The organism is Cypionkella sp. PAMC25878, assembly GCF_058135695.1.
Genome location: NZ_CM176871.1, coordinates 3,625,563 through 3,641,619 on the forward strand (window position 1 = coordinate 3,625,563; position 16,057 = coordinate 3,641,619).

25 protein-coding genes and 1 other RNA gene are annotated in these 16,057 nt (G+C 60.3%); all 26 read left to right on the top strand.

The annotated features are described in order from the left end of the window. The first annotated feature begins 15 nt into the window (after positions 1–15). The 26 genes from ACS5RD_RS17745 (at position 16) to ACS5RD_RS17870 (ending at position 16,027) form a co-directional block, all read left to right on the top strand. A complete protein-coding gene (locus ACS5RD_RS17745; protein WP_489928485.1) occupies positions 16–288 on the top strand; it encodes an HU family DNA-binding protein in 273 nt (90 codons plus the stop codon). A 1-nt stretch (position 289) separates the two neighbouring features. After that, on the top strand, positions 290–445 hold the full coding sequence (locus ACS5RD_RS17750; RefSeq protein ID WP_489928486.1) for a hypothetical protein: 156 nt from the start codon (positions 290–292) through the stop codon (positions 443–445). A 1-nt stretch (position 446) separates the two neighbouring features. Continuing rightward, positions 447–522, top strand: an RNA gene (locus ACS5RD_RS17755) — hammerhead ribozyme type II. A gap of 7 nt (positions 523–529) precedes the next feature. Next, positions 530–1,105 carry a hypothetical protein gene (locus tag ACS5RD_RS17760; RefSeq protein ID WP_489928487.1) on the top strand — a complete coding sequence of 192 codons (576 nt, stop codon included), beginning with the start codon at positions 530–532 and terminating at the stop codon, positions 1,103–1,105. Between the two features lie 159 nt (positions 1,106–1,264). Beyond that, on the top strand, positions 1,265–1,513 hold the full coding sequence (locus ACS5RD_RS17765; protein ID WP_489928488.1) for a hypothetical protein: 249 nt from the start codon (positions 1,265–1,267) through the stop codon (positions 1,511–1,513). Next, entirely contained in the window at positions 1,510–1,944 is a 435-nt protein-coding gene (locus tag ACS5RD_RS17770) for a phage protein GemA/Gp16 family protein (protein WP_489928489.1), read from the top strand. Before ACS5RD_RS17765 ends, ACS5RD_RS17770 begins: the two co-directional genes overlap by 4 nt. Continuing rightward, a complete protein-coding gene (locus ACS5RD_RS17775) occupies positions 1,937–2,356 on the top strand; it encodes a hypothetical protein (RefSeq protein WP_489928490.1) in 420 nt (139 codons plus the stop codon). Before ACS5RD_RS17770 ends, ACS5RD_RS17775 begins: the two co-directional genes overlap by 8 nt. Continuing rightward, positions 2,353–2,745: a Mor transcription activator family protein gene (locus tag ACS5RD_RS17780; protein ID WP_489928491.1), complete on the top strand. Its 393-nt coding sequence runs from the start codon at positions 2,353–2,355 to the stop codon at positions 2,743–2,745. The genes ACS5RD_RS17775 and ACS5RD_RS17780 overlap by 4 nt, the downstream gene beginning before the upstream one ends. A gap of 95 nt (positions 2,746–2,840) precedes the next feature. Continuing rightward, the gene (locus ACS5RD_RS17785) at positions 2,841–3,881 is read left to right on the top strand and encodes a peptidoglycan recognition protein family protein (protein ID WP_489928492.1); all 1,041 of its coding nucleotides are present in this window, start codon (positions 2,841–2,843) and stop codon (positions 3,879–3,881) included. Positions 3,882–3,910: 29 nt separating this feature from the next. Further along, positions 3,911–4,147 (top strand): hemolysin XhlA family protein, encoded by a 237-nt coding sequence (locus ACS5RD_RS17790; protein ID WP_489928493.1) that lies wholly within the window; start codon positions 3,911–3,913, stop codon positions 4,145–4,147. Then, positions 4,144–4,647 carry a DUF1804 family protein gene (locus tag ACS5RD_RS17795; protein ID WP_489928494.1) on the top strand — a complete coding sequence of 168 codons (504 nt, stop codon included), beginning with the start codon at positions 4,144–4,146 and terminating at the stop codon, positions 4,645–4,647. Before ACS5RD_RS17790 ends, ACS5RD_RS17795 begins: the two co-directional genes overlap by 4 nt. Beyond that, a complete protein-coding gene (gene terL / locus ACS5RD_RS17800; RefSeq protein WP_489928495.1) occupies positions 4,644–6,293 on the top strand; it encodes a phage terminase large subunit in 1,650 nt (549 codons plus the stop codon). The genes ACS5RD_RS17795 and terL overlap by 4 nt, the downstream gene beginning before the upstream one ends. Then, positions 6,290–7,723: a phage portal protein family protein gene (locus ACS5RD_RS17805; RefSeq protein ID WP_489928496.1), complete on the top strand. Its 1,434-nt coding sequence runs from the start codon at positions 6,290–6,292 to the stop codon at positions 7,721–7,723. Before terL ends, ACS5RD_RS17805 begins: the two co-directional genes overlap by 4 nt. A gap of 107 nt (positions 7,724–7,830) precedes the next feature. Continuing rightward, the gene (locus ACS5RD_RS17810) at positions 7,831–9,222 is read left to right on the top strand and encodes a PBECR2 nuclease fold domain-containing protein (RefSeq protein ID WP_489928497.1); all 1,392 of its coding nucleotides are present in this window, start codon (positions 7,831–7,833) and stop codon (positions 9,220–9,222) included. Positions 9,223–9,328: 106 nt separating this feature from the next. Next, positions 9,329–9,841 (top strand): phage virion morphogenesis protein, encoded by a 513-nt coding sequence (locus ACS5RD_RS17815; protein WP_489928498.1) that lies wholly within the window; start codon positions 9,329–9,331, stop codon positions 9,839–9,841. Positions 9,842–10,094: 253 nt separating this feature from the next. After that, complete coding sequence (locus ACS5RD_RS17820) at positions 10,095–11,213, top strand: hypothetical protein (protein ID WP_489928499.1); 1,119 nt, start codon at positions 10,095–10,097, stop codon at positions 11,211–11,213. Between the two features lie 21 nt (positions 11,214–11,234). Further along, positions 11,235–11,576, top strand: a complete 342-nt coding sequence (locus ACS5RD_RS17825) for a capsid cement protein (protein WP_489928500.1) — start codon at positions 11,235–11,237, stop codon at positions 11,574–11,576. Positions 11,577–11,588: 12 nt separating this feature from the next. Continuing rightward, entirely contained in the window at positions 11,589–12,533 is a 945-nt protein-coding gene (locus ACS5RD_RS17830) for a major capsid protein (protein WP_489928501.1), read from the top strand. Continuing rightward, positions 12,533–13,057, top strand: coding sequence for a hypothetical protein (locus ACS5RD_RS17835; protein WP_489928502.1), 525 nt, complete (start codon positions 12,533–12,535; stop codon positions 13,055–13,057). The genes ACS5RD_RS17830 and ACS5RD_RS17835 overlap by 1 nt, the downstream gene beginning before the upstream one ends. Before the next feature lie 84 nt (positions 13,058–13,141). Continuing rightward, positions 13,142–13,471 carry a Gp49 family protein gene (locus tag ACS5RD_RS17840; RefSeq protein ID WP_489928503.1) on the top strand — a complete coding sequence of 110 codons (330 nt, stop codon included), beginning with the start codon at positions 13,142–13,144 and terminating at the stop codon, positions 13,469–13,471. Beyond that, complete coding sequence (locus ACS5RD_RS17845) at positions 13,468–13,701, top strand: hypothetical protein (RefSeq protein ID WP_489928504.1); 234 nt, start codon at positions 13,468–13,470, stop codon at positions 13,699–13,701. Before ACS5RD_RS17840 ends, ACS5RD_RS17845 begins: the two co-directional genes overlap by 4 nt. A gap of 1 nt (position 13,702) precedes the next feature. Beyond that, complete coding sequence (locus ACS5RD_RS17850; protein ID WP_489928505.1) at positions 13,703–14,122, top strand: gp436 family protein; 420 nt, start codon at positions 13,703–13,705, stop codon at positions 14,120–14,122. Further along, on the top strand, positions 14,116–14,544 hold the full coding sequence (locus tag ACS5RD_RS17855; RefSeq protein ID WP_489928506.1) for a phage tail terminator protein: 429 nt from the start codon (positions 14,116–14,118) through the stop codon (positions 14,542–14,544). Before ACS5RD_RS17850 ends, ACS5RD_RS17855 begins: the two co-directional genes overlap by 7 nt. After that, the gene (locus tag ACS5RD_RS17860; protein WP_489928507.1) at positions 14,541–14,753 is read left to right on the top strand and encodes a hypothetical protein; all 213 of its coding nucleotides are present in this window, start codon (positions 14,541–14,543) and stop codon (positions 14,751–14,753) included. Before ACS5RD_RS17855 ends, ACS5RD_RS17860 begins: the two co-directional genes overlap by 4 nt. Before the next feature lies 1 nt (position 14,754). Next, positions 14,755–15,693: a phage tail tube protein gene (locus ACS5RD_RS17865; RefSeq protein WP_489928508.1), complete on the top strand. Its 939-nt coding sequence runs from the start codon at positions 14,755–14,757 to the stop codon at positions 15,691–15,693. A 10-nt stretch (positions 15,694–15,703) separates the two neighbouring features. After that, a complete protein-coding gene (locus tag ACS5RD_RS17870; protein ID WP_489928509.1) occupies positions 15,704–16,027 on the top strand; it encodes a hypothetical protein in 324 nt (107 codons plus the stop codon). Positions 16,028–16,057: the final 30 nt, after the last annotated feature.

Sequence of the window (16,057 nt, forward strand, 5' to 3'; positions counted from 1 at the left end):
CCCCAGGAGGAACCTATGGGCACTGTCAATAAAGGCAATATTATCCGCGAAATCGCCGCCAAGAGCCGCGTCCCCGAGGCCGTGGTCAAGGATGCGATTGAGCAGTTTCTTGATGAAATCACCGCGCGTGCCGAAGCGGGCGATACCATCTCGCTGATCGGCTTCGGCAAGTTTCAGGTGAAGGCGCGCCCGGCGCGTACGGGGCGTAACCCGGCAACCGGCGTTCCGATGGAAATCCGCGAAAGCCGCAAACTGACCTTCAAGCCATCCCCGAAAAAGGTGGCCTGAAATGTCGTCCGATATCACCGACGACTTCGTGAAGCGGGTTCGCGAGCGCGCCGACGTGCCGCGCGTGCGCTCGAGTGAAGTCAGGAAAATCATTGAAGCGATGACTGCGTTGGGGGCAGAGACCGCCGCGCCGATATTCCCGACCGAGGTTACCTGAAATGCGAAACCCCGCCCGGATCAAACCGGGCGGCGGTCGGTGCGGCGTGGTGGCCGTGTCCTGATGAGCAGCCCGGAGGCAGAGATGAGCTATATGTTGCGTGACCGCCCGGATGGGCAATTTGAGATCGTGCTTTCGCGGCCGATCCTCGTCGGCATTTTCCCCGAAAAGGATGTGGCATCGCGGGTGATGTTCTTCCTTCAGGAAGATGAAGTTGAGCTGGTTGAGGATGGCCCGGCGTCCTTCGGTCAGGCCCTGCGTGATGCGGCTGCGGCTGAAGGCGAGACGCAGGCTGCGCTTCTGGAGGTGGTGGAGGCGGTAATGGCCTCCCCCCTGACGCTTTTGCCTGCGGTTGTGGCAAAGCCGAAAGTGGCGGTCGTGAAGGCGCGTGCGGTAGCACCCATGATCGTTTCGCCCCCTATGACGGAGGCCCAACTGGAAGAGGCTTTCACGCGCATCGTGAGCGGCGAAAAGGTCAGCGAGATCGCCCCCAGCTTCGGCTTGACTACGGGTCAGTTGCGGTCGGTCTGGGGCCAGCAATGCCGCGCATTGCAAAAGCATCTGGCGGACGGCGGTCAGATCGCGTGCAAAATGTGCCGCACGCCATTCGTGCCGTCAATTTCTCACCCCGACACCTGCGCGCGGTGCAGCCGTGACTGATCGCGAGTTGTTATTGGAGGAGTCCGTGCGCCGTCTGGTCAAGGCGGGGCGCTTGGCCTTATCCAGCATATCAAACCCTTGGCTTCAGAAGGATTTGGCAGCGGCGATTGAGTTTGCCCGCCCTAAATCAGCAGCCCCCAGCGCAGTTAAGGTGCAAGAATGACAGATTTCGATTCAGGATACTTCTGCCTTCACTCGGAAAGCGCAGGGGAGCTGAAGTCGTTCAGCGCGGGATCACGGTCGGGCCTGCATACTCTGAAACTGGAGGTCACATTCAGCTCTGCTGTTGAAATGGGATATGCCATTGAGGCACTGGACAGGCTTCAGGGCGCGATCAAAGCACTCCGCGCCGCAAAAACAAAACGGCCACGCCTTCTGGCACTTCCGGCACCGGAGGGCCGCGCATGAACAGCACCGCCATAATCAACATCGCCAAGGCCCAGCTGGACATGGTCGAGGACGATTATCGCGCCATGCTTGCCCGCGTGACGGGTAGGGCTAGTTTGCGCGTCATGACCGAGCGTCAGAAACTTGACGTTCTTGACGAATTGAAGCGCCTCGGTTTCCGCGTAAAATCGGGTGGGCGCAAACTGCCCGCCTCGGTGAAGCCCTATGTGCGGTTGATCCATGCGCTGTGGAAATCCTGCTATCAGTTGGGTGTGATCGAAGATGCATCGCGCCCGGCGCTGCGGGCATTCTGCAAGCGGTTCGTGGCATTTGGCGATGCTTCCGTCGCGGTCGATCCTGACATGCTGGATTATGCGCAGGCCACGCCGATCATCGAAGCATTGAAAAAGATGGAACAGCGCGGCAAAGCCAAGAGGCGAGCCGATGGATAAGGCAATTCCTGACGTCCAAATCCGGCGCGCTTGGCTGGATCTGTCGATGAGCTCGGCCGAGGCTGCGAGGTCGGTTGGTCTGTCGCGGGTCGGGCTATGGGCGCGCGCCAAAAAATTGCAACTGCCAGCACGCCCGGAAGGTCGGCGGGAAGTCATCCCCCGCGAAATGCTCGCGCCACTCTGGCAGGCTAATGTGCGAGTTGCGGATATTGCCGCGCTTTATGGCTGTCCAGATGCGAGTGTTAGTCAAAGCGCCCGGCGCTACGGGCTGCCGAAGCGCTCGAAGGGCAAACACCACCCCATTTCGCTGGATGCCTACCGCCAGCAGTTGCTGGGCCAGATTATGGCCCGCGATGCAGCCACGGAAGTCACCGCTCGCAGCACCTTCGGTATGAGGTTTGCAGCGGAATGACACAGCAGCTGCCCATCAATGCTGACGCTTTGCCGATGTCGCTGGTCGATGTCGCGGAAACGCTTGGCATGCGGGTGGCGCTTGCATTGATCCAGCACTTCGGCGGGCTGGAGGTGAAGTTTCCGGTTGCACCCAAGGCCGACCATCCCGTCATTTTGGCTCTTGGTGAAACCGATGCGCTTGCGCTATGCCAGTTCCTGTCGGGGAACCAGATCTACGTCCCCCATGCCCGTGCGCCAAAATCGGTGCGGGCCGACGTGATGCGGATGGAAGCGCGCGGCATGGATCGCGCTTCGATTGCGCGGGCTTTGGGCGTCTCTACCCGACACGTTCGTCGGGTGGCAAATCGCCGCGATGATAACCGCCAACCCGATCTTTTTTCAGAATAATCATCAGACCGGACCTGATGTCCGGGCAACTCGCACCCCACGCGCGAGGCATACCCCGATCATAGCGCTTTCCCTCTGATCAAGGTTGCCCACCCGTGTCCTACACCTTCAAAAAGCCCGCCCGTTCGGTCAATCGTGTTTTCGTGCATTGCTCGGCATCCGACAATCCCGCCCATGACAACGTCGCCACGATGGATGCATGGCATAAAGAACGGGGTTGGTCCGGCGTCGGCTATCACTATTTCATCCGCAAAGATGGCACGCTCGAACTCGGCCGCGATATCGAGAAAATCCCGGCTGCTCAGGAAAGTAACAACGTCGGCACCATTGCGATCTGTTTGCATGGCCTGTCGGTCGAAAAGTTCACTGAGGCTCAATTTGCCACTTTGAGGGGGCTCTGCCACCAGATCAATGCGGCCTATCAGGGGCGTGTGTCCTTCCACGGCCATTGCGAAGTCGCCGCCAAGGCCTGCCCGGTCTACAGCTACCGCGATGTTTTGGAACTGAGCAGCAAGGGCATGTTGCCAACGGTCGCGTTCGCCAGCTTCGCCAAACAACTGGCCATTCCGACACTTGACGGGCACGGGATCGAGGTGCTGGAAACCAAACTGGCTTCCCTTCTATTGGGCAACAAGGGTGACCTGGTTACCGATTTGCAGCAATCTCTCTCGCGCTTGGGCTATTTCGCCGGGGCTTTTGATGGTGATTTCGGCGCGCGCACGCGGGCGGCGGTCTTGGCTTTTCAAGCCGACAACCATCTGATTGCTGACGGCGTGTTTGGCGCATTGTCGCGTGAGGCGATGCTGGTCGCCAAGCGCCGTGTCATTGCGCCGCAGCGCGCTATGGCCACGCTGGCCAGCCTGTCGGCGGGTGGTAGCCGGATCGCCAGCGCGTCGATTGCCAACGCGGTCGTCGGCACGCTGGTCGGCGGCGGCGGCGCGATTGCCGTCATCGATCAGCTCACCGGCGCTGTGTCGCAGATCACCGGGCAATCGGACGCGATTCAAAAGCTGTTTGCGGATCACGGGTTGATCGGCGGCTGCGTGATCCTTGCAGCGGGCATCTTCATCGCTTGGCAATCGTGGCGTGTGGGTCAAGCGCGGGTGGAAGACCACCGCAACGGCAAGACGGCCTGAAGGCCGCTATCGAGCAGAAAGGCTCTTAAGTGACTGATATTTCGCAATTCGTAGAGCGGCTGCAAAATGCCCATCAGCGGTTAGACCTGCATGATGGGCGTATCAACCGGCTGGAAGTCAATACCGCCGAGGAGAAGGTGCGTGCAGTGAACATCGAAAAGTCGCTCACGAAAATTCAGGACGGCATTACTTGGGTCATTCGCTTGGTTGCGGGCGCACTGATCTTGGCCGCTCTGACCTTTGCACTGAAGGGTGGATTTCAATGACGCCGCGTGAAGACGCCCGCCGCAAAGCGCGCGGCGATTACATCTATCGCCGGATGACCGGTTCCACGATCTCGATTGCTTATGGCATCAGCGAAGCGACCTTCGGGCGTTGGAAGAAAGCTGCCAAGGATGACGGCGATGATTGGGATAAGGCGCGCACCGCCTCGGTGATCGCCGGTGAAGGCATTGAGACCGTGGTGTCTTCGGTTGTCGAAGACTTCATGATCATGGCGCAATCCCTGCTGGATGACATCCGCGACAATCCCGAACTCAACACCGCAGCCAAAGTTCAGCACTTGGTGGCGCTGGCTGACGCGATGACCAAGATGACGTCGGCTGCGCGCAAGCTGGCTCCGAAAATCTCCGAGCTTGGTGTCGCCCAGGATGTGATGGGGCACTTGCTGGAGTTCGTGCGTCAGAATTTCCCGCAGCACGCCGCTGCGATCTTGGAGATCATCGAACCTTTCGGTGAACGTTTGGCTGGGCTTTACACGTCATGAAGCGTCCGCAGCTGAAGGCGGCTGTCAGCAAGAAGGATTTCAAAGATCGCCTCGCCGCCATGGCAGGCGATTTTTCCCGCTGGATTGAACTCAGCGTCGATGACTTCCCCGCCGATGCCGCCGCCAAAGCTGAACGGTTGCGCCGCGTGCGCGCTGAAGATGGTTTCCAGTATTTCTTGGAAACCTATCTGCCGCATTATGTTCGCGGCGAGCATAGTTTGTTTCACAAGCATATTTTCGCCCGCGTGCCGGAAATCCTCGCCAGCAAGAAGGGCGTGCGGGATCTGTTCATAGCCCCGCGTGGTTCGTCCAAATCGACCCACCTGTCGTTAGGTTTTGCGCTCTATTGCATCGTGCTCGGCAAGACCCGCTATTGCCTTGAGGTCTGCGATGTTTATGCGCAGGCGGCACTGCTGATTGAGGCGCTGAAGGCCGAACTCACCACCAACCCGCGCCTGAGCCATGATTTTCCTGACGCTTGTGGGCAAGGCCGCGTGTGGCGTGAGGGTGAAATCGTCACCCGCACCCACATCCGCGTCGAAGGCTTGGGTGCTTTGCAGAAGATCCGAGGCAGACGGCATGGTCCATATCGCCCCGATCTGATGTTTTTCGATGATCTGGAAAACGACGAGGCGGTGCGCAACCCGGATCAGCGCAAAAAGCTGGAAACATGGATTTCAAGGGCGGCGCTGAAGGTCGGCCCGCCCGATGGGTCTATGCATGTGATCTGGGTTGGCACCGTGCTGCATTTCGACGCGGTGCTGGTGCGCGCCGCCAAATCGCCAGTTTGGCGGGTGACCGAGTTCCAAGCCGTGGTCAAATGGCCGGATCGCATGGACCTTTGGGACCAATTTGAAGAGGCTTACAACAACGACGGCGAAGAAGCCGCCACCGCCTTCTATCACGCCAATCAGGCGGAAATGGACGCGGGCGCTGTCGTCAACTGGCCCGGCATCCAGTCCCTCTTGTTCCTGATGCTGGAGCGCGCGGCCTCGCACGATGCTTTCCAGACCGAATACCAGAACAAGCCGCTGAGTGAGGGAAACCCCTTCGGCAAGCTGACATATTGGGTCCAGCCGATGCGTGAATGGGTGCATTTCGGCGCGATCGACCCGTCGCTGGGCAAAAAGGGCAATGGCCGCGATCCGTCAGCAATCCTGATTGGCGGCATGGATCGGCTGACCGGTAAGATGGATGTGGTGGAGGCATCTATCCGCAAGCGCCTGCCGGACATCATCATTTCTGACACTATCAAAATGCAGCGCGATTATCGGTGCCTGCTTTGGTTCGTGGAATCGGTGCAGTTCCAAGAGTTTCTGCGCACCACGCTGATGATCGAGGCGGCAAAGCAGGGCGTCGGCATCTCGGCAATCCCGATCATCCCGAACAGCGACAAGAACCTGCGCATCGAACGGCTGCAGCCGCCGATCTCGGCCGGGCTGATCCGGCTGCATCCGACACAGCAAACCCTGATCGACCAGTTGCAGCAATGGCCGAATGCCGATCACGACGACGGCCCAGATGCGCTCGACATGCTTTGGCAGAATGCCCTGCTCTATTCGGGCGGGGCTTCGGCGGGCGGCGGCGGGCATCTGTTGACGGCTAATGACAGCGCGCGCGATTCATACGGAGATTACAGGCTATGAGCCGCAAGAAAGACCGCCGCAACGCCGCTTTTGCTGCAGGTACATCCCGCACGAATTTGCCGGTTGAAGCCCGCACGATGATCGCCAACGCGACCAACGACATCACCATCCCGTTTTTCAACGGGGCTTTGCAGCATGCCGACGATACGCTGATCAAGCGCGGCGGCGGCAAAGGCCTGAAGATCTATGACGAGGTGGCACAAGACCCCCATGCCGGGGCGATGCTGCAAAAGCGCCGCTCCAGCCTGACGGCGCGGGAATGGGCCGTTACTGCCGCCTCCGATTCCGAACTGGATCAACAGGCGGTCGAGGTGGTGCGCGAAATCCTGGCATCGATCCCGTTTGACCGGATTTGCGAAGACCTGCTTGATGCAACCTTGAAGGGCTTTGCGATCTCGGAAGTGGTCTGGGCGCGCAAGGGCAATCGGATTGTGCCCGCCCAGGTCAAATCGCACGATCAGCGCCGCTTTGCGTTCGGGCAGGACTGGCGACCGCGCTTGCTCACCTGGGCAAACATGCGCGACGGTATCGAATTGCCGGAACGCAAGTTCATCGTTCACCGGCATGGCGTCAAAGGCAACAATCCCTATGGCCTCGGGGTCGGTTCTCGGTTGTTCTGGCCGGTGCTGTTTAAGCGTGAAGGGGTGGCGTTCTGGCTGCACTTTCTCGACAAGTTCGCTGGGCCCACGGTCATTGGGAAAACACCCTATGGCACGATCAGCGAAGAACAGCGCCGCTTGCTCAATTCTCTGACGTCGATCCGCACCAGTTCGGCGATCACCGTGCCCATCGGCACCGACGTATCCTTCCTTGAGGCCGCACGGGGCGGCTCGGTGAGCTATCAGGAATTCCTCAGTTATTGGGATAAGCAGATTTCGATCTGCGTCACCGGCGAGACGCTGACCACCGATATAGGAAAATCGGGATCAAAGGCGGCGTCAGAAACCCATGCCGACATGCTCGACATGCTGGTCGACAGCGATGCTGATTTGCTGACCGACAGCCTGAGTGACACGCTGATCCGATGGATCGTCGAGTATAACGTGCCCGGCGCTGGCGTGCCGAAGGTCAGCCGGGAGCGTCAGGAAAGTGCGACCGCGCGCGCTGCCGCCCGCAAGGCGATGGCCGAAGCGGAAGCCGCCGAGGTTGATACGCTGGTCGCGATTCTGACTTTGGCCGCGCGCATCGAGGACGACGCCCAAGCGCGCGAGTTCCTTATGGGCTTCGAGGTTGTCACCCGTATGGCCGAAGCCTCAATCGACCAACTGGTGATCGCACGTAGGGCGTTTGCCTCCGCTACACCGTCGCGCGGGGCAAAACCGCCCGCAGGCTCAGTCGATAATCCCGCAGCCTTTGCCGACGGCTCAAAAAAAAACTCCCGCAGCATGATCATTGCTGCTTTGCCGCCGAGGACGGGCCAGTTGATCTGATCACCGACCAGCTGGTTCAGAAGACCAAGCGCCTCTTTGGCAAGCGCATCGAGGCGATCCGTCAGGCGGTCACCGCCGACACTCTTGATCAGGCGCGCACCAACCTTGTGACCTTGGCGGCGAGCTGGACGCCCGATGCGCTGGCAAAGCAGCTGTCAGAAGCGATGGAGCTTGCCGCCTATTCCGGGCGCGAAGCCGCGTTTCAGGATGGCGAGGCTTCTGCAAGTTTTGCAGCGACGGCCGTCAGCCTGACCTTCCGCGAACAGGTCGATTTCCTACGGCAAAAACGTCCGACGCCGAGCAAAGGATGGCTCGACACGCTGCAAGGCAACCATGATCGGTCCTTCGTCATCGCGGGTGCAACGGATGTGGCGATGCTTGAGGAGTTTCAGGATGCGCTGGCGGGTCATGCTGCCAATGGCGGTCGGGTTGAAGATTTCGCTGCTGATTTTGACCGCCTTGTCGAAAAGTATGGCTGGGATTATCGCGGCGAGCGCGATTGGCGCATCCGCACGATTTTCGAGACGAACATGCGCACCAGCTTCATGGCCGGTCGCCTGAAGCAGATGCGCGACCCGGATGTGGTGAAGCTGCGCCCATTTTGGCAGTATGTCCATGCCGATAGCCGCATTCCGGTGACGCCGCGCAAGCTGCACACTGATTGGAATGGCCTCGTTTTGCGCTGGGATGATCCGTGGTGGGATACCCATTTCCCGCCGAATGACTGGCTGTGCAGCTGTGGCGTGAAGTCGCTGTCGCGCGGCGATCTGCGCCGCCTTGGCAAAGATGGCCCCGATGAAGCCCCGCGTGATGCGGTGATGCCGGTGATCGACCCCGCCTCTAGGCAGATGATCATGCAGCCCGCCGGAATCGGATATGGTTGGGATTACATGCCCGGCAATCTGTGGGAACGTGGCTTGGTGCCATCCGCGCTGATCGACGAGGCGGGTGGTGCCGCTCCTGGTCTGCGCCAGTTGGTGTCCATCGACACGCCGGAGCCGATTGCCGACCTGCTTGCGCGCGCACGACCAACCGCCGCCATGCTCTTGCCCCCGGATTTGCCGGTCGAAGACTATGTGACGGCCTTCCTGAAGCCTTTCGGCGCGGAGATCGGCCGGGGTGTGCTGTTCACCGATGCGGCGGGCGTGCGGATGCCGATTTCGGATCAAATGTTGCGGACCCGCGATGGCGAATTCAAGGCCCTGAAGCGCGGGCGCGAAATCTATGCGGCGCTGATGGCCGAGATAATCCTTGATCCCGACGAAATCTGGATAGGCCTGATCGAAAAGGCCAACCCGGCAAACCGGGCTGCATCGGATATCTGGCTGGATCGGCGCTACATTCGGGCTTACCCGGATTTGGGCTTTATGGCCGCATTCCAGATCGGTCGGAAATGGTGGGAAGAAACCACGGTTTATCCCACAGCAGGGTCAACCGGTGAGCCGTTCAAAGGGCTTGATGTGCGCCGTGGTGGCAAGCTGATCTGGAAAAGAAAATGACGGCCCAAGGTGATTTGGACCGTCATGTCGGGGAGCTCCCAGGAGGATCACCACTCGCCGCGTTGCCGACACAATTAAAATAGGCCAAAACCAAGGGAATTTCAAGATGGCAGGCGTGACCTTCACGGTTGAGATTGATGAACTGGCGGCCCGCGAGCGGATCAGCGATCTGGTTGATCGCATGGAAAATCCGACGCCGTTCTACAAAGCGGTCGGCGAGCACCTGGTCAACTCGGCCAAGTCGAACTTTGACCGTGAAGCCGCGCCTGATGGTACATCTTGGCAGCCATTGCGGCCATCGACCCTGCAACGTCGGATTAAGCTGGGACAGACTTCGACCAAAATCCTCACTGTATCAAAGCGCCTTAGCGCATCGATCCGTTATCAGATCGAGGATGGTGGCGTCAGAATCGGTTCGCCGGTCGAATACGCTGGCGTTCATCAGCTTGGTGCGGCGCAAGGTGCGTTCGGGGCGTTCATGGGCAAAGACAAGCTGGGCCGGGATCATTTCCATCACTTGCCATGGGGAGACATCCCGGCGCGACCGTATATCGGGGTGTCGGAAGCTGACGAGGCCGAGATCATTGAATTGGCAGATGCATGGCTTGGCGAGGCGTAAATCGGGGCTGCGATAAGCGCGCCACAGGGCGCGGGCGGCAATGCTTGTGCGGCAATCCCCCGCGCACAGGGCAATACCCCCGTTAACCCCCCGTTAGAAACGCGCTGTGCCCATGTTCGGGCTTGACCGACCGCCCGCGTCTGTCATCCTGTTGCCAAAGCTGCAAAAAGAAACATTCTGCCCGGACCTCGTGTCCGGGCGTTTTGCTTCGCGCGACCCTGCATGGTTGATCCAGTAACCGCTGGATGGACCGATGCCCCCCAAACCCCTGACTGCCCGTATTGAGGTTTTCCGCCCCGGCACTTTTACGCCGATGCAGGGCGCTGCCCTGACCTATTCTGCCGCCGATTTGCGCGCTGTCGCGGATGCCTATGACTTTGAGAACGCCCCCGTGCCGGTTGTCGTAGGTCACCCGACCACCGACGCGCCCGCCTATGGCTGGGTGCAGTCGTTTGACTTCGATACCGCCAAGGATCGTCTGTTCGCCAATGTCGGCGAGATCGACCCGGCATTTTCCGATGCGGTGAAGGCTGGTCGCTACAAAAAGGTCAGCATGTCATTCTTCCCGCCGACAGCAGCGGCAAACCCGGTGCCCGGCACTTGGTATCCCAAGCACGTCGGTTTTCTCGGTGGTGCCGCCCCGGCCGTCGCTGGCCTGAAGAATGTGGCCTTCGCGCAATCGGCTGATGTCGTCACCTTTGCCGCCGCCTTCGGCGAGCGTGGGTTTGAGGAAACCGCCAGCCTGTTTCGGGCAATCCGCGAGTTCCTGATTGAGAAATTCGGCATGGAAGACGCTGACAAGGCGCTGCCCGGTTATCGCATTGAATGGCTTGGCGACATGGAAATCACCGGCCAAGACGGTCGCGTCGGCTTCACCGCTCCCGTCGTCATTCCCCCCAAACCTAAGGAGCCTGCTGTGACCCAGCCCAATCCCGCCTTCGCCGCGCGCGAGGCTGACTTTGCCACCCGCGAAGCCAATTTGCTGGCCCGCGAGGCAGAAATTGCCCAATCCGAAAACGCCACCTTCGCCGAAAACCTCGTCACCGATGGTCGTTTGCTGCCCGTGCTGAAGGACAAGCTGATCGCTGTCTTGAACGTGCTGCCCGGTCATGCCGCTGTCAGCTTTGCCGAGGGTGGCGAGAAGCTGACCCCCGGTGCGGCTCTGCGCCAGATCCTGTCGGAACAGCCGAAGATCGTCAACTTCGGCGAAGTCGATTTGTCCAATGCGCCCCCGCAAGTCGGCGAAGCTGCGTTTTCGGCTGACGGTCAGGCCGTCGATAGCGCCGGGCTCGAGCTGCATGCCAAGGCGGTTCGCTTCCAAGCCGAGCATCCCGGCACCGCATATCTCGCCGCCGTGCGCGCCGTTTCCTGACCCGCAACCCCCGAGGAACCCATGCAGTTTTATCAAGAAGTCCTGACGGTCACCGTCGTCTCCACCGGCCTTTTCAACGCCTATGACCTGATCGGCTTTGATGGCGCAAAAGTCACCGCCGATGACGCCCTCGTGCTGGGTGGCGCGAAAAGCCCCAGCACCGAAATCGGTCAACCGACCGGGATCATCGCGTTGGGCGTACTGTGCGTCAAAGCGGTGGGCGCAATCACCCTTGGTGCGCGCGTCATGTCTGCCGCTGCCGGTGGCGTGAAGGTCGTCGGTGCCACGCCCGCCAATCCCATCGGTCGCGCGCTCACTGCCGCAGCCGACGGCGAATTCGTCACCGTTCTCAAACTTAGCTAAGGAAGAACCCCTATGGCTCCCGTAAATACCCGGACCGCCGCCGTCATCGACCCGATCTTGTCGACCCACGCGCGCGGTTATCGCAATGCCGATTTTGTCGCGCAGTTCTTGTTCCCGCGCGTGACGATCCCCAACCGCTCGATGCGCATCATCCGGTTTGGCAAAGAAGCCTTCCGCATGCTGAACACCAAGCGTGCGCCCGGCGCTGATAAAAAGCGTGTGCAATATGGCTATGCCTCCGACGGTGTTTCACTGACCCAAGACGCTCTGGAGGGCGTCGTGCCGTTCGAGCACCAAGAGGAAGCCGCTGGCGTGCCGGGCATCGACTTGGGCTCTGCAGCGATCAACATGGTGATGGATGCCATCGATCTCGGCCTTGAATATGATTGCGCCACCATGGCGCGCAACGTCGCGAACTATGACGCCAACCACAAACTGACCCTCGCTGGTGCGGCGAAGTGGTCGGACGGCACCTCGGACCCGGCGGCGGACATCACCAACGCCAACGAGGCGATCCGTGGCTCCATCGGGCGCTACGCCAACACCTTGACGCTCGGCCCGAAGGTGTTCAACGCGCTGTGCCGCCACCCGAAGGTCAAAGACCAGTTCAAGTACACCTCGAAAGAAAGCATCACGGCTGAAATGCTGGCGGCGTTCTTCAACTTGAAAAAGGTGGTCGTCGGCACCGCTGTTTACCTGCCCGAGACGGCGGACGACTCGGTGATGGCAACCGACATCTGGGGCTTGGATGCGATCCTCGCCTATGTGCCGATGGCCGGTGACACCTATCAAGTGCCGTCCTATGGCTACACCTACGAGCTGAAGGGCTATCCGCACGTCGAAGTGCCCTACGCCGAGCGCAACAACGACAGCTGGATTTACCCGATCAAAGCCGAGCGCCGCGCCTACATCACCGGCGCTGAGGGTGGCTTCCTGTTCACGGGGGCTTCAGTCTGATGGATGACCGGATCGAAGTTACCCTGAGTTCACCGACCAAGGTGGACCTGCGCGTCCTAATGGCCGGTGTTCAGTCGGTTTCGGCGGCTGAGCTCGAGCTTCTCAAAGAGGCGGGTGTGATCGTGTCGCTTGCTCCTGTCGCTGACGTTGCACCTGATCAGCCGGCTGCGGCGTCTTTCGACCAGGACGCCTTTGAGGCTGCTGTCGTTGCCGAGGCGGGCAAGCTCGTGCAACCCTTCAAGTCTGCCGTTGAAGACCTTCAAGCCGAGGCAAGACAACTGGTGATCGACGTCGAAACGTTGACCATGGCGCGGGACGAAGCGGACGCCAAAGCGGTTGAACTTCTGTCGCGCCTTGATGAAACCGGCAAGCTGCTCACCGCCGAGCGTCAGAATTCTGCCGATCTGGCCGAAAAGCTGACGGTTGCCGAGGCCGACATCGCCGCTTTGCAGGCAGCACCTGCTGTCATCGTGAATACCCCCGTCGCCAAGACCGCCAGCAAAAAGGGCGCAGCGATTAGCTGATCGTTCAACGACAGCACCTTGGCTGGGGCCGTTGTCCCCTTCGGTCCCAGCCACTTTCCCCCAAACGTCAAAGGCAGGTATCTGATGGATAGTCTTCAAGTCGGCGATGCGTTGGCCGCTTCCGTTCAAAAGACCGCAAATCGGGTCACGCTGGAGGGAATGCTCGCGAAGGTCGAAAAGGAAGAATTCTTCAATCCGTCGGCGATGCCCCACCTCACGATTTGCGTGATCGTGTTGCAGAACGGTTTTTCGCTGGTTGGCAAAAGCGCGCCAGCCGACGCTGGCAACTTTGACGCCGAAGTCGGTCGCCGTTTCGCCCGCGAAGATGCGATCCGCCAGATGTGGCCGCTTGAAGGTTATGCCCTGCGCGAGCGCCTTTCGGCTGTCAACGCATCCGCAGAGGCGACCGAATGAGGTTCTTCATCTTCGATTTTAGCCACATCGATAGGATCATTATCCGGCTGTTCAGCTTTCTGAGCAGCTGGATCGCCTCAATGCGCGCGGCCTACCGCCTACGCATCGCGCCGAACGTCGGCTATTTTCGGGCGCGCTGGTTGGCGCATGCCTTGAACGGCCGTCGGGTTGGCGGTGTGGCTTGCGATGGCGAACTCGGCTCTCCGGCCGTGTGCAGCTTGGTGGGCTGATATGACCTATGCATCCCTCAGTGACCTGATTGATCGGGCGGGCGCGGACGAAATCCGCCAAACCGCTGACCGCGACCGTGATGGCACACCGGATGCGCCGGTTGTCGATGCGGCGCTGATGCACGCGGACAATATCGTCAACGGTTACGTTCGCACGAAATACACCCTGCCGCTGTCATCGACCCCGCCGATTTTGCGCACCTGGGCGGTTTCCATCGCACGGCATTTTCTTCACCGCAACGGCCCGCCGGAATATGTCACCGCCGATTATAAGGACGCGATCAGTGGGTTGAAGGATGTGGCGCGCGGTCTGGTGGCGCTGCCTGATGCGTCAGGAACTGAACCCACCCCGACCTCGGGCAGCTTTCTGTCGGATGTGCCATCGCCCCATTTCTCTGGTTTGAGGGACTGGCTGTGCTGAACATCCTGTATCAACGCCTGCTCGACAGCGGGAAATTCATCTCGGTTGGCATCTCCGAAGATGTTGAGGCCATCGCGGGCCGCGCCACCGCCGCCGATGACGGCGCGCTGTTTGTGGTGCCTTACCGCGAACGGGCGATGGCTCCACGCTATGCGACCGGCGGTCATATGCAAAAGGTCGATGCGCAATTCCTCGTCGCGATGGTGTTTCGCCAGCATGGCGATCCGCGCGGCATCGAGCGCGCCCTGCGGTTCGATGCCCTGAAAAACGAGGTCGAACAGACCCTCGCAGGCTGGTCACCCGCCGAAGGGGGCGATCCGTGTTCGCTCACCAGTGGCGAAGGCTCGGGCCTGCCCAATGGCGTCAGCCTTTACATCCAAACGTGGCAAACCAGCCGCTATCTGATCGGAGCCCAACCATGAACACCCCCGACCATCCCCTGCCCACTTCGGGCGGCAGCTACATTCGCAACGCCGATGGCTCGCTGACCCGTGTCGATGAGGAAGGCAACCCGATTGTCGAAGAGGCCGAAGCTGAAGCCGTCGCAACCGCTCCGGTTGAGGCTGCACCCACAAAGCCCGCCCGCTCTGCCCGTGTCGCTGACCCGGCTTTGACCGAAAAGGAAGTCTGATATGTTCATGCGGCTCCAAGCCCTTCTGGTGAAGCCTGAGACGGTTTACGGCACCGACCCGGTCCCAACCGGCGCTGCCAACGCGATCCTTGGGCAGAACGTCAAGATCAACCCGATGAAGGGTACGGACGTAAAACGCGACTATGATCGGCCATATTTCGCCGCCGATGCGACGGTGCCGGTCGGCTTGCACATGTCGATCTCGTTTGAGGTTGAACTGAAAGGCTCTGGTGTCGCGGGCACGCCCCCGGCTTTCGGTCCTTTGATCCGCGCCTGCAAATGGGCGCAGGTGATCAACGGCGTCATTTCGGTGACCTACACCCCGCATTCTGGGGTGCAAGAAAGTTGCACGATCTATTGGTACCTGGACGGCCAGCTTTACAAGTTGGTCGGGGCGCGTGGCACCTTCACTTACAAGTTGAATGCGCAGGGCATCGTCGTGCTGGCCTTCGAGATGACAGGTCTCTGGGCTGCACCCACAGCGGTGGCAATCCCAACCGTCACGCTGGGCACGCAACTGACCCAAATCCCACAGGTCGCAACCTCGGCCAATACCCCGACCTTTACCTTTGGCGGCATATCGCTCGTCCTGCGCAGCTTCACCTTCGACGCGGGCGCGGAGGTTAAGCCGAGGTTCTTGATCGGGTCGGAATCGATCATCATCACCGATGCCAAAGAGTCGATTAAGTTCACCATCGAGACCCCGGCGCTTGGCACCTTCAACCCAGTTGCACTGGCAGCAGCGGCAAGCACGGCCGCAATCGTGCTGGTCCACGGCACTGGGGCGGGCAAGATCTGCACGCTCAATATGCCGGCTGTTCAGATCCAGCGTCCTGAAGGGCTCGATGATCAGGACGGCATCGTCGAAAACACCCTCGCTGGCGTGCCGCTGCCCGTCGCCGCCGCTGGCAACGACCAAGCGTCTCTGGCTTTTACCTAAGGATCGCCCCATGAAAATTGTCAAAAACCGCCCGTTTAAGGCCACTGTAAAAGTGGTTTATCCCGGTGACGCTGCCGCTGACGACAGCTTTGTCGGTCACTTTGTGGCGCTGGATCGTGGGGCTCTGAAGGAGCTGAAGCTCGGTACTGTCGAGGGCGAAGATGCTTACATCGACAAGATGTTCACCGGCTGGGAAGGGCTGGTCGACAGCACTGACGCACCTTTCGATGTCAACGCGGAAAATCGGGCGGCCCTGCTGAGCGACATGGCCGTGCGTCGGGCCATCATTGACACTTATGCGCAGGAGCTCGCGGGCCTGCGCCGGGGAAACTGATCTGGGCGGGTGCCGGTTGGGCGCGCGGTG

What these genes read in the sequence shown, in the direction of transcription:
- ACS5RD_RS17745 (WP_489928485.1), top strand. Translation starts at nt 16, where the DNA reads ATGGGCACTGTCAATAAAGGCAATATTATCCGCGAAATCGCCGCCAAG.
- ACS5RD_RS17750 (WP_489928486.1), top strand. Translation starts at nt 290, where the DNA reads ATGTCGTCCGATATCACCGACGACTTCGTGAAGCGGGTTCGCGAGCGC.
- ACS5RD_RS17760 (WP_489928487.1), top strand. Translation starts at nt 530, where the DNA reads ATGAGCTATATGTTGCGTGACCGCCCGGATGGGCAATTTGAGATCGTG.
- ACS5RD_RS17765 (WP_489928488.1), top strand. Translation starts at nt 1,265, where the DNA reads ATGACAGATTTCGATTCAGGATACTTCTGCCTTCACTCGGAAAGCGCA.
- ACS5RD_RS17770 (WP_489928489.1), top strand. Translation starts at nt 1,510, where the DNA reads ATGAACAGCACCGCCATAATCAACATCGCCAAGGCCCAGCTGGACATG.
- ACS5RD_RS17775 (WP_489928490.1), top strand. Translation starts at nt 1,937, where the DNA reads ATGGATAAGGCAATTCCTGACGTCCAAATCCGGCGCGCTTGGCTGGAT.
- ACS5RD_RS17780 (WP_489928491.1), top strand. Translation starts at nt 2,353, where the DNA reads ATGACACAGCAGCTGCCCATCAATGCTGACGCTTTGCCGATGTCGCTG.
- ACS5RD_RS17795 (WP_489928494.1), top strand. Translation starts at nt 4,144, where the DNA reads ATGACGCCGCGTGAAGACGCCCGCCGCAAAGCGCGCGGCGATTACATC.
- terL (WP_489928495.1), top strand. Translation starts at nt 4,644, where the DNA reads ATGAAGCGTCCGCAGCTGAAGGCGGCTGTCAGCAAGAAGGATTTCAAA.
- ACS5RD_RS17805 (WP_489928496.1), top strand. Translation starts at nt 6,290, where the DNA reads ATGAGCCGCAAGAAAGACCGCCGCAACGCCGCTTTTGCTGCAGGTACA.
- ACS5RD_RS17815 (WP_489928498.1), top strand. Translation starts at nt 9,329, where the DNA reads ATGGCAGGCGTGACCTTCACGGTTGAGATTGATGAACTGGCGGCCCGC.
- ACS5RD_RS17820 (WP_489928499.1), top strand. Translation starts at nt 10,095, where the DNA reads ATGCCCCCCAAACCCCTGACTGCCCGTATTGAGGTTTTCCGCCCCGGC.
- ACS5RD_RS17825 (WP_489928500.1), top strand. Translation starts at nt 11,235, where the DNA reads ATGCAGTTTTATCAAGAAGTCCTGACGGTCACCGTCGTCTCCACCGGC.
- ACS5RD_RS17830 (WP_489928501.1), top strand. Translation starts at nt 11,589, where the DNA reads ATGGCTCCCGTAAATACCCGGACCGCCGCCGTCATCGACCCGATCTTG.
- ACS5RD_RS17835 (WP_489928502.1), top strand. Translation starts at nt 12,533, where the DNA reads ATGGATGACCGGATCGAAGTTACCCTGAGTTCACCGACCAAGGTGGAC.
- ACS5RD_RS17840 (WP_489928503.1), top strand. Translation starts at nt 13,142, where the DNA reads ATGGATAGTCTTCAAGTCGGCGATGCGTTGGCCGCTTCCGTTCAAAAG.
- ACS5RD_RS17845 (WP_489928504.1), top strand. Translation starts at nt 13,468, where the DNA reads ATGAGGTTCTTCATCTTCGATTTTAGCCACATCGATAGGATCATTATC.
- ACS5RD_RS17850 (WP_489928505.1), top strand. Translation starts at nt 13,703, where the DNA reads ATGACCTATGCATCCCTCAGTGACCTGATTGATCGGGCGGGCGCGGAC.
- ACS5RD_RS17860 (WP_489928507.1), top strand. Translation starts at nt 14,541, where the DNA reads ATGAACACCCCCGACCATCCCCTGCCCACTTCGGGCGGCAGCTACATT.
- ACS5RD_RS17865 (WP_489928508.1), top strand. Translation starts at nt 14,755, where the DNA reads ATGTTCATGCGGCTCCAAGCCCTTCTGGTGAAGCCTGAGACGGTTTAC.
- ACS5RD_RS17870 (WP_489928509.1), top strand. Translation starts at nt 15,704, where the DNA reads ATGAAAATTGTCAAAAACCGCCCGTTTAAGGCCACTGTAAAAGTGGTT.